This is a genomic window from Paracoccus liaowanqingii (genome assembly GCF_004683865.2).
GTDB classification, from domain to species: Bacteria; Pseudomonadota; Alphaproteobacteria; order Rhodobacterales; family Rhodobacteraceae; genus Paracoccus; species Paracoccus liaowanqingii.
On record NZ_CP038439.1, the window covers coordinates 600,492 to 614,538 of the forward strand.

Below are 14,047 nucleotides of genomic sequence, written 5' to 3' on the forward strand. Positions count from 1 at the left end.
CGTTCGGTCCGGCGATCGCCGGACCGCCTCGGATCAGGCTTCGGCTGCCGCCTTGTTGACGCCGCCTTCGGCGATCTTCGTCATGTGGACGTCGCCGTGGCGCGTGCTGTCCAGGCATTCCTGCAGCACGGCCCCGTCACCATCCAGCCCGAGGCGGTTGGCGAAGGTGCGCACGCAGCCATAGCCCGCGATCGCGTAATGCGTCAGGCGCTGGTACTGGGTGATGATCGCCGCGTCGCGCACGTCGTTGTCGCCAAACTTGGCGTCGATCGCGTGCTTCTTGGCCTCGATCACCAGACCCTCCATGCCCTTGCAGTGCTCGCCCGTGGGGTCCTCGCCATGGTCGTTGCACAGCTTGGCCAGCGATTCCATGCCGCGGCCGATGCCCTCGTTGCCGGCGATCAGCGCCTCGGCCAGTTCGCGCGAATGGGCGGCGCGGCCCATCTCGGTGACGATCGGCATCGACTGCTTGCAGGCCGAATAGAGGTCTTTCAGCTGGTCGATATAGAGGTCCTTGAGATTGTCGATGGTCATGTCGGTCCCTTCCAAGTTCGTGATCTTGCCCCCCAACGGTCCGGCCGTGCCCGCGTTCCGAAAAGCCGGCCCTGATCAAGCGACCGTGACCGGCGCGGCTTGACAAGGCCGGCCCGCGCCCACAGCACTGGCCCCCGACCGCCCCCCATCGCTGAAAGGCTGGACCATGTTTGCCTGGTTCGAACGACGCATCGACCCCTATCCCGACCAGCCCCCGACCATGCCGCCGGCGGGGCTGTGGCGCTTCGTGCTGCATTTCAGCCGCGGCTCGATGCCGTGGCTTGTGCTGCTGGCCATCGGCTCAGGGCTGATCGCCCTGGTCGAGGTGATGCTGTTCGGCTGGCTGGGCCAGCTGATCGACCTGCTGGCCGACACCCCGCCCGAGCAGTTCTGGGCCGAACAGAGGGGCCGCATCGCCCTGATGGGGCTGGTGCTGCTGATCGTGGTGCCGCTGCTGAACCTGTTCAGCTCTCTGATCCTCTATCAGTCGCTGATGGGCAACTTTCCGCAGCGGATCCGCTGGCAGGCGCATCGCTGGCTGCTGCGCCAGTCGGTGGGCTATTTCCAGGACGAGTTCGCGGGCCGCATCGCGCAGCGCCTGATGCAAACCGCGCTGGCCGTGCGCGAGGTCGCCATGAAGATCATGGATGTGGGCAGCTACGTGCTGATCTATTTCCTGGGGGCGATGGTGCTGGCGGCCAGCCAGGACTGGCGGCTGGCGCTGCCCTTCCTGATCTGGGCGCTGGCCTACGGGGCGCTTCTGTGGAAGATCGTGCCGCGCCTTGGCCGGGTGGCCGAGGCGCAGGCCGATGCCCGCAGCGCCATGACCGGGCGCATCGTCGACAGCTATACCAACATCGCGACGGTCAAGCTGTTCTCGCATTCCGACCGCGAGGAGCGCTGGATGCACGACGGCATGCATCGCTTCCTGGGCACCGTCCATGCGCAGATGCGCCTGTCCAGCCTGCAGGACATCGTGCTGAACCTGCTCAACGTCTGGCTGGTCGCCAGCGTGGCGGGCCTGGGCCTGTGGCTGTGGTCCGAGGGGCAGGTGGCGGTGGGGGCCGTGGCCATCGCCGTGCCGCTGGCGCTGCGGCTGAACAACATGGCGCATTGGATCATGTGGGAGTTCGCGGCGCTGTTCGAGAATATCGGCACGGTGCGCGACGGCATCACCTCGCTGGCCCTGCCGCGCGAGGTCCGCGACGCCCCGGACGCCGTCCCGCTGCGCCCCGGCCCGGCCGATATCCTGTTCGACCGCGTCACCTTCCGCTATCAGGGCGCGGCGGGCGCGCAGCCCATGGCGGTGCTGGACGACCTGACCCTGCATCTGCGCCCGGGCGAGCGGGTGGGGCTGGTGGGCCGGTCGGGGGCGGGGAAATCCACGCTGATCAACCTGCTGCTGCGCTTTCACGACATCGATCAGGGGCGCATCACCATCGACGGGCAGGACATCCGCGCGGTGACGCAGGACAGCCTGCGCGCGGCCATCGGCGTGGTGACGCAGGACAGCTCTCTGCTGCACCGTTCGGTCCGGGACAACATCGCCTATGGCCGCCCCGATGCGACCGAGGCGCAGATCCAGGACGCCCTGCGCATGGCCGAGGCGGAGGGCTTTGTCCCCGACCTGACCGACAGCGCCGGTCGGCGGGGGCTGGAGGCGCATGTGGGCGAACGCGGGGTCAAGCTTTCGGGCGGCCAGCGCCAGCGCATCGCCATCGCCCGGGTGGCGCTGAAGGATGCGCCGATCCTGATCCTGGACGAGGCGACCAGCGCCCTGGACAGCGAGGTCGAGGCCGCGATCCAGTCCCGGCTGGAGGCGCTGATGCAGGGCAAGACGGTCATCGCCATCGCGCATCGCCTGTCGACCATCGCCGCGATGGACCGGCTGGTGGTGATGGATCGCGGCCGCATCATCGAAGAGGGCAGCCATGCCGAACTTCTGGCGGCCGGGGGCCTCTATGCCCGCCTCTGGCAGCGCCAGTCGGGCGGCTTCCTAATCGCCGACGATCCCGACGCCCCTGCCTGAGATGGCAAAAGGGCCCCGGCGCGATGCCGGGGCCCTTTCAAGGGTCGAGCTGCCGGGCCCTACTGGGCCAGAAGCTCGGTGATGCGGCGCACCGAGGCGCGGCGATTGTCGCGGATGTCGCCCTCGGCCCGGACGCGCAGAAACTGCTCGCCATAGCCTTGGGTCACCAGGTTCTCCGGCGGCACGTCGAAATACTCGGTCAGCGCCAAGGCGACCGTCTCGGCGCGGCGGTCGGACAGGGCCAGATTGGCGGCGTCCGATCCGACCGTGTCGGTATGGCCCTCGATCATGAAGATCTCGCGCGGGTTGGCGGCGATCTGTTCCTGGATCACGCGGCCCAGACCCTGCAGCTCCTGCGCCTGCTCGGGCCGGATCGCGGCGGATCCGGTGTCGAAGGTGATGCCGTTGATGTTCACCGGCGCCACCAGGGCCCGCACCTCGGCGATGTTGCGGATCTGGGACAGGGTGAAGCGGCGACCGACCTCGGATTCGCGCTGCAGGGCGGCGCGCAGCTCGTCCTCGTTCAGCGGCGCGGTGCCGGTCTGGACGGGGGCGGCGGCGGGCAGCTGGCCCACATCGACGGGCTGGACGTCGGCCGTGTCGTCGATCAGCTGCGTGGTCGTGCCGTCGGCGGAGACCAGCGTGCGGCGCAGCACCTGCAGGTTGGCGTCGCGGATGGTGACCACCCGGCTGCCATCCTCGCGCGTCACGATCGTGCGTGACGAACCGTCGTCAAAGTTCTCGGTCGCCACGGTCGAGCCGGGCTGGCGCAGCAGGGCCACCTCGTCCTTGATAACCTCTTGGCTGCCATCGGCGCGGGTGACGACCACCCGGTCGGGGGCCGACAGGGCCACCTGGCGGTTGTTGTTCAGGTAGGTGCCGACGGCGACGGCGCCCAGGCCCAGCAGCAGAGCGTTGCGCAGGGTGTTGTCGTCGTCCTCCTCGCGCGCCTCGGGCTGCTGGCCGGTGGCCCCGGCCAAGGCATCGCGCAGGTTGGTGGCGAAATCCTCGGTCGACGAGCGGGCGCTGTCCTCGGTCACCTGCTGTTCGGTCACCTCGCCCGAACCCTCCTCGGCATTCAGCGCCGCCGCGGTCGAGGGCGTGCTGGCCTCGGCCGCCTCGCGCGAGGCTTCGGTCTCGGGCGCATCCTCCTCGGCGGCGCGCTGGACCATCTGGCCGTCGCGGACGCGGTACATCTGCGCGACGGCCGGGGCCAGACGCAGCGCGCCATCGTCGTTGGGTTCGACCACGACGCCCTGCGGGGTCATCGCGCGGCCGCCATCGGCGCAGGGGAAGGTGCCGCCCGACAGGCAGGTCAGCTGCGAGGCGTCAAGGCCGCCCGCCATCTCGGCGTCCAGCACTCCGGCCAGACCCTGCATGTTTCCGGCGCGCTCCGCCTGGACCGGGCCGGTGGCAAGGCTCAGGGCACCGCCGGCGGCCGGGGTGGCCTCGGCGGTCGTCGCTTCGGCCTTAACGGCAGCCTCGGGGGCGGTGTCCGCTTCCGTCTCGGCGCGCAGGGCTTCGGTCAGAGCCTCAAGGCCCGTCGCGGCCTCGGCATCCTCGGCGGGGGCGACTGCCGCATCATCCTGCTGCTGGCGCTGCGGATTGCGAGCAGGGGCTTGGCTGGCAGGGGCGTCCGGGGTCGGCGCGGCCTCTGCCGGGGCCTCGGGGGTCGGGGCGGCCTCGGCAGGCGCATCCTGCACGGCGCTGCGGCCCGCGGGGGCCGGGGTCGGCCGGGTCTCTTCCGCGCGGCCGGGATTGGGCGCGGGGGCGGCGTCGGTCTGCGCCTCGGGGCGAGGCTCGGGCGCGGTGCCTTCCGGCGTCTCTGGCCGGGGCTCGGGGGTCGGCGTGGTCACGGCCTCGGGGCGCGGCGCGGGCGGCGTCTCGGCCTGTGCCTCGGGCGCGGCTTCCGGTGCGGGCTCGGGCTCAGGTGCGGCTTCGGCCTCCGGTTCAGGTGCGGGCTCGGGGGCGGCTTCCGCCTCGGCAGGGGCAGCGGCCTCGGGCGCGGCGGGGGCTTCGGCTGCGGGCTCCTCTGCCGGGGCCTCGGCGGGCGCCTCGGTTTCGGCAGGTTCCGGAGCGGCTTCGGGCTCGGGGGCGGGCTCAGCCTCGGCGGCAGGTTCGGCCTCGGCCTCGGGGGCTGCCTCCTCGGCGGCCGGCGCGTCCTCTGCGGGCATGTCGGCCTCGGCGTCCGCCTCGGGCGCCTCTTCGGCAGCTTCGGCGGGGGGCGGAACCTGACCCTCGGGGGCGGTCTCGGCCTGCGCCAGAACCAGTCCGGCAGAGCCTTGGGGGCCTGCCTCGGGCAGGCGCGGTTGCGCCATGGACATATGCGGTGCCATGAGCGACAGGCAGGCCGCAAGGGCGGTCGTATTGTGGATGATCCGGCGCATGAAGGTCCTCCTCGGGAATCCGTCTTTGGAGGTTTAACAGGGACTTGCGCCAAGGGTTCCCAAACTTGCCGTGACCATCGCGTGATGGGCGGTCTTATGCAGACAAAAGGCCGCGCCCCCGGGGGGACGCGGCCTGTGCGGCACGGTCGGGGGCAGGGGTCTCAGACGCCCTCGCCGACGAAGGCCTTCTCGACCACGAATTCGCGCGGCTCGGAATTGGCGCCCTCGTGCAGGCCGAATCCCTCCAGCACCGCCTTGACGTCGATGTTGAAGGCCAGGCTGCCGCAGATCATCGCGCGGTCCGTCTCGGGCGAGATCGGCGGCAGGCCCAGATCGGACAGCACCTTGCCCGAGCTGAGGTTGTCGGTGATCCGCCCCATGAAGGGCGAGGGCTCGCGCGTCGTCGTGGGATAGTATTTCAGGCGGCTGGCGAAATCCTCGCCGAACAGCTCGCCCAGCAGCGGGTCGTGGCGCAGGTTGTTGACCAGTTCGGCGCCATAGACCAGCTCCTCGCCGGTGCGGCAGGTGTGCATCATGATGACCTGCTCGTAGCGCTCGTAGGTGTCGGGATCGCGCATCAGAGAGGCGAAGGGCGCGATGCCGGTGCCGGTGGCCAGGAACCACAGCCGCTTGCCGGGCAGCAGCGCGTCCAGCACCAGCGTGCCCACGGGCTTGGGGCGCAGGATGATCTGGTCGCCCGGCTTGATGTGCTGCAGGCGCGAGGTCAGCGGTCCGTCGGGCACGATGATCGAATAGAATTCCAGCTCGTCATCCCAGTTGGGCGAGGCGATGGAATAGGCGCGCAGCAGCGGCTTGCCGTTGTCGCCGGGCAGGCCGATCATCACGAACTCGCCCGAGCGGAAGCGCAGGCTGGCAGGCCGGGTTACGCGGAACGAGAACAGGCTGTCGGTCCATTTGGTGACCGATGTCACTGTCTGGGCGTCGGGGACGGTAACTTTGGCGGCCTCGGTCGTGGTCTGGGTCACGGGCAGGTCCAGCGTCATTGTGAATTCCTTCAGTCTTCTAGTCGATGGGGCGGGCGGGCGAAAGGGTCGCCTCAGCCGGCCAGATGCGCCCGATGGTCCCAGGCCTTCCAGTCGGCGCGGGCGCGCCACTGGTCCTCGGGCTGGCGGGCGGCGATGTCGGCGGCGACCTGGACCTCGTCGAAGCCCACGCGGCGGGCCATGGCGTACTGATCCGCGATCAGGCGCCCGGTGGCGCGCAGGCGGCCCGTGTATCCGGCTTCGCGCAGCAGGCGGGCCAGCGTGAAGCCGCGCCCGTCGCTGAAGGACGGAAAGTCGATGGCGATCAGGGGCAGGTCCAGATGGTCGGACAGGCTGGCGGGGGCGGTGTCGGGGGCCAGCGTGATCTGCGCGACCTCGGTCACGGGGTGGAAGCCGTCGTCGCGGGCCAGGACGGGGTCGCTGTTCAACTGTTCGTTCATGCCGATACCTGCTTGCGGACCATGCGTCCGCCGATGAAATGGATGCCGCATTCGGATTTGGCCTGCCCGCGCCAGCGGCCCGAGCGGGGATCCTCGCCGGGTGCCACGGGCGAAGTGCAGGGCGCGCAGCCGATCGAGGGATAGCCCTGCGCCACCAGCGGATGCCGGGGCAGGCGGTTTTCGATCATGTAGTCCTGCACGTCCTCGGGGCGCCAATGGGCCAGGGGGTTCACGCGCAGCCGGGCGGGCGGTTCGGGCTCGAAGAACTCCAGCGCGGCGCGCTGGCCGTTCTGGAAGCGCTTGCGCCCGGTGATCCAGGCGTCATGGCCCGACAGCACCCGCTCCAGCGGCACGGTCTTGCGCAGGTCGCAGCAGGCATCGGGATCGGTCTGGTTCAGCGTGCCGTCGGGATCGCGGGCGACGATCTCGGCCGGGGTGGCGGTGATGGTCTGGACGTTGGTCAGGGCCAGCCGCCGCGCCACGTCGCGCTGATAGGCCAGCGTCTCGGGGAACAGCATGTGCGTGTCGATGAACAGCACCGGCAGGCCCGGGGCGACAACGCTGACCATGTGCAGCAGCACCACCGATTCGGCGCCGAAGGACGACACCAGCGCCACCCGCCCCAGATCGGGGTCGGTGACGGCGCGGCGCAGGACCTCGATCGCCGCGTGGTGGCGATAGCGGTCGTTCAGCCGCCCCGCCCGCGTGTCGAGATTGCCGTCAAGCATGGGCCGGCGCCGGATAGAGCGCGGCCTTGAACGGCGCCTGGCCCAAGCGGCGATAGGCGTCGATGAAGCGCTCGGACGCATCCTCGCGGACCTCAAGGTAGGCGCGCAGCAGGCGGTCTATGGCGGGCACGACCTCTTCGGCGGGGAAGCCCGCGCCGGCGCGTTCGCCGATGGCCGGGATGTCGTAGGCGTCGCCGCCAAGGGTGATCTGATAGTTCTCGACCCCTGCGCGATCCAGACCCAGGATGCCGATATGGCCCAGATGGTGATGCCCGCAGGCGTTGATGCAGCCCGAGATGCGGATGTTCAGGTTGCCGATCTCCTGCTCCAGCCCGAGGGCGCGGAAGTGGTCGGCGATCTCCTCGGCGATGGGGATCGACCGGGCGGTGGCCAGCGCGCAGTAATCCATGCCGGGGCAGGCGATGATGTCGCTGGTCAGGCCCGCATTGGCGGTGGCCAGCCCGGCCTCGCGCAGCGCGGCATACAGCTCCGGCAGGTCGGACTTGTGGACATGCGGCAGCGCGACGTTCTGGTCATGCATGATGCGCAGGTCGTGATGGCCGTAACGCTCGGCCAGGTCGGCCAGCAGGCGCATCTGATCGGCGCTCGCATCGCCCGGGGTCTGGCCCGGCGCCTTGAAGGTCACCACGACGCTGGCATAGCCGTCCACCTTGTGCGCGTGCAGGTTCGTGTCCGACCAGCTGCGGAAGGCGGCATTCGCGGCGCGCTCGGCCTCGAAGCCGTCCACCGGGGCGTTGCGGAACGAGGGCGCGCGGAAGCGGTCCTGGAAGATCGCCAGCGCCGCGCGGTCGGCGCCGTTGAAGGCGCGGCGGCGGGCTAGGAATTCCTCCTCGATCTCGGCGCGCATCGTGTCGATGCCGCGCTCGTGGACGGTGATCTTGATGCGGGCCTTGTACTTGTTGTCGCGGCGCCCCGACAGGTTGTAGGTCGCGATGATCGCCTCGACGTAAGGCAGCAGATCCTCCTCGGGCAGGAAGTCGCGGACGACCTTGCCCAGAAGGGGGGTGCGGCCCAGGCCGCCGCCGATCCAGACCTCGAAGCCGGTCTTGCCGTTCCGTTCGGTCAGGCGCAGGCCGATGTCATGGGCGGCGATGACGGCGCGGTCCTTCTTGCCGCCCGAGATGGCGATCTTGAACTTGCGCGGCAGGAACTGGAACTCGGCATGGTCCGTCGACCAGCTGCGCAGCAGCTCGGCATAGGGGCGGGGGTCCGCCGCCTCGTCGAAGGCAGCCCCCGCGAAGGCGTCGGTGGTGACGTTGCGGATCGTGTTGCCGCTGGTCTGGATGGCATGCATGCCGACCTCGGCCAGCGCGTCCAGCATGTCGGGGATGTCCACCAGCTTGGGCCAGTTGAACTGGATGTTCTGGCGCGTGGTCCAGTGGCCATAGCCCTTGTCCCATTTCTCGGCCAGCACGGCCAGCGTGCGCATCTGGTCGGGGCTGATCGTGCCATAGGGCACGGCCACCCGCAGCATGTAGGCATGCAGCTGCAGATAGACGCCGTTCATCAGGCGCAGCGGCTTGAACTCGTCCTCGGTCAGGCTGCCGTCCAGGCGGCGGGCGACCTGGGCGCGGAATTCGGCGGCGCGGTGGCGGACGTAATCGGTCTCGACGGGGCGGACATCAAACATGGGCGGTTTCCGTTTTCTGGGCCCCGGAGTGCCGGTCGGCCTGGATTCCATGGAAATAGTTGGACGGGCCACGCTGCCGGAATTCCTCGCGGAAATGGACGGGCAGGGGGCCGTCGGGGCCGCGCTTCGCCTCGACCAGATAGGGGCCGACGACGCGGTCGGCCTGGCCGATCGCCTCCAGCATCGCCAGATCGGCGATGGCCTCGTCCTCGAACAGCGTGGCCTTGAGGGGGTCCGGGGTCCAGCCACCGTCGCACATCCAGACGTTGAAGCCTTCGCGCAGGTCGTTGCCGGTGATGACGCCGGGGCGGGCTGCCGTGGGGGTGAAGGCTTTGCTCATGACGGGAACCTCGTGATTTCTGACCTCTATATAGAATTTCCGTCTGGATTCGCGACAGTGCCCGGGCGAAATAAGGAAGGACGAGCCAAGGAGCGCATGATGCAGGAACCGATTTCCCCCGATGCGGGGCCGGGGCAAACGCCTGTCCGTCTGGACGAGGTGGACCGCAAGATCCTGTCCCTGCTGCAGCAGGATGCCAGCCTGTCGCTGGACCAGATCGCGGACCGGGTGGGGGCCTCCAAGACCCCGGTCTGGAACCGCATCCGCAAGCTGCGCGAGGCGGGCGTGATCCGCCGCCAGGTGGCGATCCTGGACCCCGAGGCCCTGGGGCTGGAGGCCTGCTTCTTCGTGCTGATCCGTACCAGCGAGCATGACAAGGACTGGGCGGCGCGGTTCCTGCGCGCCCTGCGCGACCGGCCCGAGGTGGTCGAGGCGCACCGGCTGGCGGGCGACATCGACTATATCCTGAAGGTGCAGGTGCGGAACGCGCGGGCCTATGACCGCTTCTACCAGTCGCTGATCGCCGAGGTGAAGATCCACAACGTCACCGCCCTGCTGTCGATGGAGGAGATCAAGGCCACCAGCGCCCTGCCCATCCCCGAGGCGGCGCGTTGACCCCCGGCGCCCCGCGCGGACGGGCCGGGCGGGTGTCGGTCACGGCTTGGCGCGCGGCGGGAAGGGTGGCATAAAACCTCATGGATACAAGCCAGGTGACCGCCTTCTACGAGATGGCCATCCTGATCCTGCTAGCGGCGGGGGTCGGGTATCTGGGCCTGTTGCTGCGCCAGCCCCTGGTCGTGGCCTTCATCGCGGTGGGCGTGCTGGCCGGGCCGGATGTCCTGGGGCTGGTGCGCTCGACCGAGTTCATCGAGACGCTGAGCCAGATCTCGATCGCGGTCCTGCTGTTCCTGGTCGGGCTGAAGCTGGATGTGGGGCTGGTGCGCAGCCTGGGCCGGGTGGCGGTGGCGACCGGGCTGGGGCAGGTGACCTTCACCGCGCTGATCGGCTTCGGCATCTGCTTGGCCTTGGGCATCGACCCGCTGACGTCGGTCTATGTCGCCATCGCGCTGACGTTCTCGTCGACCATCATCATCGTCAAGCTGCTGTCCGACAAGCAGGAGATCGGCGCCCTGCATGGCAAGATCGCGCTTGGCTTCCTGATCGTGCAGGACATCTTCGTGGTGCTGGCCATGGTCACGCTGTCGGCCATCGGCGTGGGGGTCGGCGACGACGGGGCGGCCGGGAACGGGGGCGGCGGTCTGGCCGATGTCGGGCTGGTGCTGCTGGGCGGCGTAGTCATGGTCGGGCTGGTGGTGCTGTTCATCCGCCATGCCGCCGACCGCCTGCTGCGGCCCATGTCGCGCTCGCCCGAGCTGCTGGTGATCTTTGCCGTGGGCTGGGCCGCGGGTCTGGCGGCCCTGGGCGACGTGCTGGGTTTCGGCAAGGAGCTGGGCGGCCTGCTGGCGGGGGTGTCGCTGGCCTCGACGCCCTATCGCGAGGCGATCGGGTCGCGGCTGGCCTCGCTGCGCGACTTCCTGCTGCTGTTCTTCTTCATCAATCTGGGCGCGACGCTGGAACTGGGGTCGCTTGGCGACCAGATCTGGCCCGCGCTGGTCCTGTCGCTGTTCGTGCTGGTGGGCAACCCGCTGATCGTCCTGGCGATCATGGGGGCCATGGGCTATCGCAAGCGCACCGGCTTCCTGGCCGGGCTGACCGTGGCCCAGATCTCGGAATTCTCGCTGATCTTCATGGCGATGGGCATCTCGATCGGCCATGCCGCGCCCGAGGCGATGGGGCTGGTGACGCTGGTCGGATTGGTGACCATCGCCGTCTCGGTCTACATGATCACCTGGTCGCACAAGCTCTATGCGCTGTGCGAGCCGCTGCTGGGCATCTTCGAGCGTTCCGGCGCGGGCGCCGCCGAAGAGGCGGGGGTCGCGGCGGATGCGGGGCGCCATGACGTGATCCTGTTCGGGCTGGGCCGCTATGGCCGGCAGATCGGCCAGCGCCTGCGCGACCGGGGGCTGCGGGTGCTGGGCGTCGATTTCGACCCCGAGGCGCTGGAGGCCTGGCGCGCGCTTGGCATGCCCGCCCTGTTCGGTGACGCGACCGATCCCGAATTCGTGGCGCATCTGCCGCTGGAGGGAGTGCGCGCCGTCGTGTCGGCCGTGCCCCGCGACAAGGGTGCGCTGACCGAATCCGACCCGCAGCTGACGCTGCTGGAGGGCTTGGCGACGGCAAGGTTCCAGGGGCGCGCCTGCCTGTCGGTGCATGGCGGCCGCGACGGCGATCTGCTGCGGGCGCGGGGGGCCGACGTGATCCTGCGCCCCTTCGAGGATGCCGCCGACCAGGCCGTGCGCCGGATCGTCGAGCCCTAGTCGTCCACCACGTTCAGGATCTTGGGCAAAGCCGGGCAGGGCAGCAGCTGGTTCTTGGCCACGTCGGCCAGCGTGTGGTTGTGCAGGAAGACGTAGACATGCGCCGACAGGCTTTCCCACAGCCGGTTCGACAGGGTCTGCGCCCGCGACCCCGAGATCCCGCCCGAGGCGCCCGCGCCGATATGCATGGCGCTGACGGTCTCGTCCACCGCCTCCAGGATCTCGGCCACGCGGATCGTCTCGGGCGTGCGGGCCAGGCGGTAGCCGCCGCCCGGGCCGCGCACCGAGGCGACCAGCCCGGCCCGGCGCAGGCGCACGAACAGTTGCTCCAGATAGGGCAGCGAGATGTCCTGGCGGACCGAGATCTGTGCCAGCGAGGTCAGGTCGTCCCCCTTGGCGATGGCCAGGTCGACCAGCGCGATGATGGCGTAGCGTCCCTTGGTGGACAGTTTCATGTCGCGTTTCCCCCCGTTTCGACCGCTATCTTGCGGCCTGCATTGACGGGCGGCGTCGTCGCGCGCTATGCCCGGCCCGACATGTTTCTTGCCAGACCCGCGCCCGCTGCCCATATACCCTCTAGAAGCCGCGCGGACAGGCGTCAAGAAACCCGCACATTCCGCGCGCAAGCCCCGTGAAGGACGATTATGCCCGAGCTGATTTTTCCCGGCCCCGAGGGCCGTCTTGAAGGCCGCTACCATCCCCAGCCCGGCAAGCCCGACGCCCCCATCGCCATCGTGCTGCATCCCCATCCGCAATTCGGCGGGACGATGAACAACCGCGTGGTGTACAACCTGCACTATGCGTTCCACCGCATGGGCTTTACGGTCATGCGCTTCAACTTCCGCGGCGTGGGCCGCAGCCAGGGCGAGTTCGACCAGGGCATCGGCGAGCTGTCGGATGCCGCCTCGGCGCTGGACTACCTGCAGGCGATGAACCCCAATTCCAAGCACTGCTGGGTCGCGGGCTTCAGCTTCGGCGCGTGGATCGGGATGCAGCTGCTGATGCGCCGCCCCGAGATCACCGGCTTCATCAGCGTGGCGCCCCCGGCCAACATGTACGATTTCAGCTTCCTGGCGCCGTGCCCCTCCTCGGGGCTGATCGTGAATGGCACCGCCGACCGCGTGGCGCCGCCCAAGGACACGCACACGCTGGTGGGCAAGCTGCGCGAGCAGAAGGGCATCACCGTGACCCACGAGGAAATCGAGGGCGCGGACCATTTCTTCCGCGACGACGAGACGCACATGAAGCCGATGATCGACCTAGTGCAGGGCTATGTCAGGAAGCGCCTGACCGAAACTTCGCGCTGACGGGGAGCGTGCCGGGGCTCTGCCCCGGACCCCGGGATATTTCCGCCAAGATGAAGGGGCCGGGATGCTGGATGCGGCGATGGCGTTTCTGTGCGAGGCCGACCGGCTGAAGTCGGTCGGGCGCGCGAATGTGCTGATGGACCTGTCGCGGCCCGAGAACAGCGCCGAGCACAGTTGGCACGTGGCGCTGTATGCGCTGGTCTTCGGGGCCAGCGACCGGGCGATCGCGATGCTGCTGGTCCATGACCTGGTCGAGATCGACACCGGCGACCAGCCCATCCACCTGAACCATGACGCGGGCGCCTTGGCCCTAGCCGAGGCGCAGGCGGCGCGGCGGATCTTCGGGCTGGGTCCCGAGGGGGCGCGGCTAGAGCATCTCTGGCAGGATTTCGAGGCCAGGGCCGATGCCTGCGCGCTGATGGCCAAGCGCATGGATCACGTCCAGCCGATCTTCCAGGTGCTGCAGGCCGCGGCGCCGCTGCCCGATCACGTGACCATCGTGCGCGACAACCTGCAGCGGGGCCGGGCGGCGCGGATGGCGCAGGAATGGCCCGAGATCGATTCTGCCGCCGCGGCCCTGCTGGAGGGTCGGACCCTGGGCGGGGGTGATCTGGCCGGGCGTCTGGCCTTTCTGGCCGAGGCGGACCGGCTGAAGTCGGTGCTGCGCGCCTCGACCCTGCTGGACGGCAGCCGGCGCGAGAACAGCGCCGAGCACAGCTGGCATCTGGCGCTCTATGCGCTGGTGCTGGGCGGGCTGGCGGCGCCGGGCGTGGATGTCGGCCGGGTGATCCGCATGCTGCTGATCCACGATCTGGTCGAGATCGACGTGGGCGACGTGCCGCTGCATTCCTCGGGCGGTCAGGCGCATGGCTCGGACGCGGTGAGGGCGGCGGAGGCCGCTGCGGCACGTCGGCTGTTCGGCCTGCTGCCCGGGGCGCAGGGGGCCACGCTTCTGGCGCTGTGGCAGGAGTTCGAGGCGGTCGAGACGCCGGATGCGATCTTCGCCAAGGCGCTGGACCGCTGCCAGCCCGCCGTGCAGAACCTGCGCGGCGGCGGGGCGGGCTGGGTCGCCTATGACGTGACCCTGCCGCAGATCGAGGCGCGGGTGGGCCCTTGGGTCGCCGCCGGCTGTCCGGCGCTGTGGGACTGGCTTCATGGCGGGCTGAAGGCGCATTTCGCCACGGCCTGACCGTACGGACCGGTTTGGCATACAATCGCATACCGTCTTTTCTTCGGGGGCCGTTCCGGC

General features: G+C 69.5%; 13 protein-coding genes. 5 read left to right on the top strand and 8 right to left on the bottom strand.

Features of this window, described 5'->3' with window-relative positions:
* Positions 1-33: 33 nt before the first annotated feature.
* Positions 34-534 (bottom strand): ferritin-like domain-containing protein, encoded by a 501-nt coding sequence (locus E4191_RS02895; RefSeq protein ID WP_135312075.1) that lies wholly within the window; start codon positions 532-534, stop codon positions 34-36.
* A 166-nt stretch (positions 535-700) separates the two neighbouring features.
* Between E4191_RS02895 and E4191_RS02900 the strand changes: the two genes are divergently transcribed.
* Positions 701-2,563 carry an ABC transporter ATP-binding protein gene (locus tag E4191_RS02900; RefSeq protein ID WP_135312076.1) on the top strand — a complete coding sequence of 621 codons (1,863 nt, stop codon included), beginning with the start codon at positions 701-703 and terminating at the stop codon, positions 2,561-2,563.
* A gap of 59 nt (positions 2,564-2,622) precedes the next feature.
* On the opposite strand, the gene E4191_RS23615 is transcribed toward E4191_RS02900, so the two are convergent.
* From E4191_RS23615 to E4191_RS02930, 6 genes are all read right to left on the bottom strand, one after another.
* Positions 2,623-4,950 carry an OmpA family protein gene (locus E4191_RS23615; RefSeq protein ID WP_176562614.1) on the bottom strand — a complete coding sequence of 776 codons (2,328 nt, stop codon included), beginning with the start codon at positions 4,948-4,950 and terminating at the stop codon, positions 2,623-2,625.
* A 161-nt stretch (positions 4,951-5,111) separates the two neighbouring features.
* Positions 5,112-5,954 carry a ferredoxin--NADP reductase gene (locus tag E4191_RS02910; protein ID WP_135312077.1) on the bottom strand — a complete coding sequence of 281 codons (843 nt, stop codon included), beginning with the start codon at positions 5,952-5,954 and terminating at the stop codon, positions 5,112-5,114.
* Positions 5,955-6,007: 53 nt separating this feature from the next.
* A complete protein-coding gene (locus tag E4191_RS02915; protein WP_135312078.1) occupies positions 6,008-6,394 on the bottom strand; it encodes a DUF934 domain-containing protein in 387 nt (128 codons plus the stop codon).
* Entirely contained in the window at positions 6,391-7,122 is a 732-nt protein-coding gene (locus E4191_RS02920; protein WP_135312079.1) for a phosphoadenylyl-sulfate reductase, read from the bottom strand. The genes E4191_RS02915 and E4191_RS02920 overlap by 4 nt, the downstream gene beginning before the upstream one ends.
* Positions 7,115-8,773 (bottom strand): nitrite/sulfite reductase, encoded by a 1,659-nt coding sequence (locus tag E4191_RS02925; RefSeq protein ID WP_135312080.1) that lies wholly within the window; start codon positions 8,771-8,773, stop codon positions 7,115-7,117. The genes E4191_RS02920 and E4191_RS02925 overlap by 8 nt, the downstream gene beginning before the upstream one ends.
* On the bottom strand, positions 8,766-9,113 hold the full coding sequence (locus tag E4191_RS02930) for a DUF2849 domain-containing protein (RefSeq protein ID WP_135312081.1): 348 nt from the start codon (positions 9,111-9,113) through the stop codon (positions 8,766-8,768). Before E4191_RS02930 ends, E4191_RS02925 begins: the two co-directional genes overlap by 8 nt.
* A gap of 96 nt (positions 9,114-9,209) precedes the next feature.
* Here E4191_RS02930 and E4191_RS02935 point away from each other — a divergent pair, with 96 nt between their 5' ends.
* Both E4191_RS02935 and E4191_RS02940 read left to right on the top strand, forming a co-directional pair.
* Complete coding sequence (locus E4191_RS02935; RefSeq protein ID WP_228461497.1) at positions 9,210-9,728, top strand: Lrp/AsnC family transcriptional regulator; 519 nt, start codon at positions 9,210-9,212, stop codon at positions 9,726-9,728.
* An 80-nt stretch (positions 9,729-9,808) separates the two neighbouring features.
* Positions 9,809-11,491 carry a cation:proton antiporter gene (locus E4191_RS02940; RefSeq protein WP_135312082.1) on the top strand — a complete coding sequence of 561 codons (1,683 nt, stop codon included), beginning with the start codon at positions 9,809-9,811 and terminating at the stop codon, positions 11,489-11,491.
* Here the strand turns inward: E4191_RS02940 and iscR are convergent.
* On the bottom strand, positions 11,488-11,946 hold the full coding sequence (gene iscR / locus E4191_RS02945; RefSeq protein WP_135312083.1) for a Fe-S cluster assembly transcriptional regulator IscR: 459 nt from the start codon (positions 11,944-11,946) through the stop codon (positions 11,488-11,490). The genes E4191_RS02940 and iscR overlap by 4 nt on opposite strands.
* A 189-nt stretch (positions 11,947-12,135) precedes the next feature.
* Here iscR and E4191_RS02950 point away from each other — a divergent pair, with 189 nt between their 5' ends.
* Positions 12,136-12,798 (top strand): alpha/beta hydrolase, encoded by a 663-nt coding sequence (locus tag E4191_RS02950; RefSeq protein WP_135312084.1) that lies wholly within the window; start codon positions 12,136-12,138, stop codon positions 12,796-12,798.
* 64 nt (positions 12,799-12,862) lie between these two features.
* Positions 12,863-13,987, top strand: a complete 1,125-nt coding sequence (locus tag E4191_RS02955) for an HD domain-containing protein (protein ID WP_228461499.1) — start codon at positions 12,863-12,865, stop codon at positions 13,985-13,987.
* Positions 13,988-14,047: the final 60 nt, after the last annotated feature.

Bases quoted from the DNA above. Each gene is read 5' to 3' on its own strand.
- E4191_RS02895 (WP_135312075.1), bottom strand. From the start codon at position 534: ATGACCATCGACAATCTCAAGGACCTCTATATCGACCAGCTGAAAGAC.
- E4191_RS02935 (WP_228461497.1), top strand. From the start codon at position 9,210: ATGATGCAGGAACCGATTTCCCCCGATGCGGGGCCGGGGCAAACGCCT.
- E4191_RS02940 (WP_135312082.1), top strand. From the start codon at position 9,809: ATGGATACAAGCCAGGTGACCGCCTTCTACGAGATGGCCATCCTGATC.
- E4191_RS02930 (WP_135312081.1), bottom strand. From the start codon at position 9,113: ATGAGCAAAGCCTTCACCCCCACGGCAGCCCGCCCCGGCGTCATCACC.
- E4191_RS02915 (WP_135312078.1), bottom strand. From the start codon at position 6,394: ATGAACGAACAGTTGAACAGCGACCCCGTCCTGGCCCGCGACGACGGC.
- iscR (WP_135312083.1), bottom strand. From the start codon at position 11,946: ATGAAACTGTCCACCAAGGGACGCTACGCCATCATCGCGCTGGTCGAC.
- E4191_RS02910 (WP_135312077.1), bottom strand. From the start codon at position 5,954: ATGACGCTGGACCTGCCCGTGACCCAGACCACGACCGAGGCCGCCAAA.
- E4191_RS02925 (WP_135312080.1), bottom strand. From the start codon at position 8,773: ATGTTTGATGTCCGCCCCGTCGAGACCGATTACGTCCGCCACCGCGCC.
- E4191_RS02950 (WP_135312084.1), top strand. From the start codon at position 12,136: ATGCCCGAGCTGATTTTTCCCGGCCCCGAGGGCCGTCTTGAAGGCCGC.
- E4191_RS02920 (WP_135312079.1), bottom strand. From the start codon at position 7,122: ATGCTTGACGGCAATCTCGACACGCGGGCGGGGCGGCTGAACGACCGC.
- E4191_RS23615 (WP_176562614.1), bottom strand. From the start codon at position 4,950: ATGCGCCGGATCATCCACAATACGACCGCCCTTGCGGCCTGCCTGTCG.
- E4191_RS02955 (WP_228461499.1), top strand. From the start codon at position 12,863: ATGCTGGATGCGGCGATGGCGTTTCTGTGCGAGGCCGACCGGCTGAAG.
- E4191_RS02900 (WP_135312076.1), top strand. From the start codon at position 701: ATGTTTGCCTGGTTCGAACGACGCATCGACCCCTATCCCGACCAGCCC.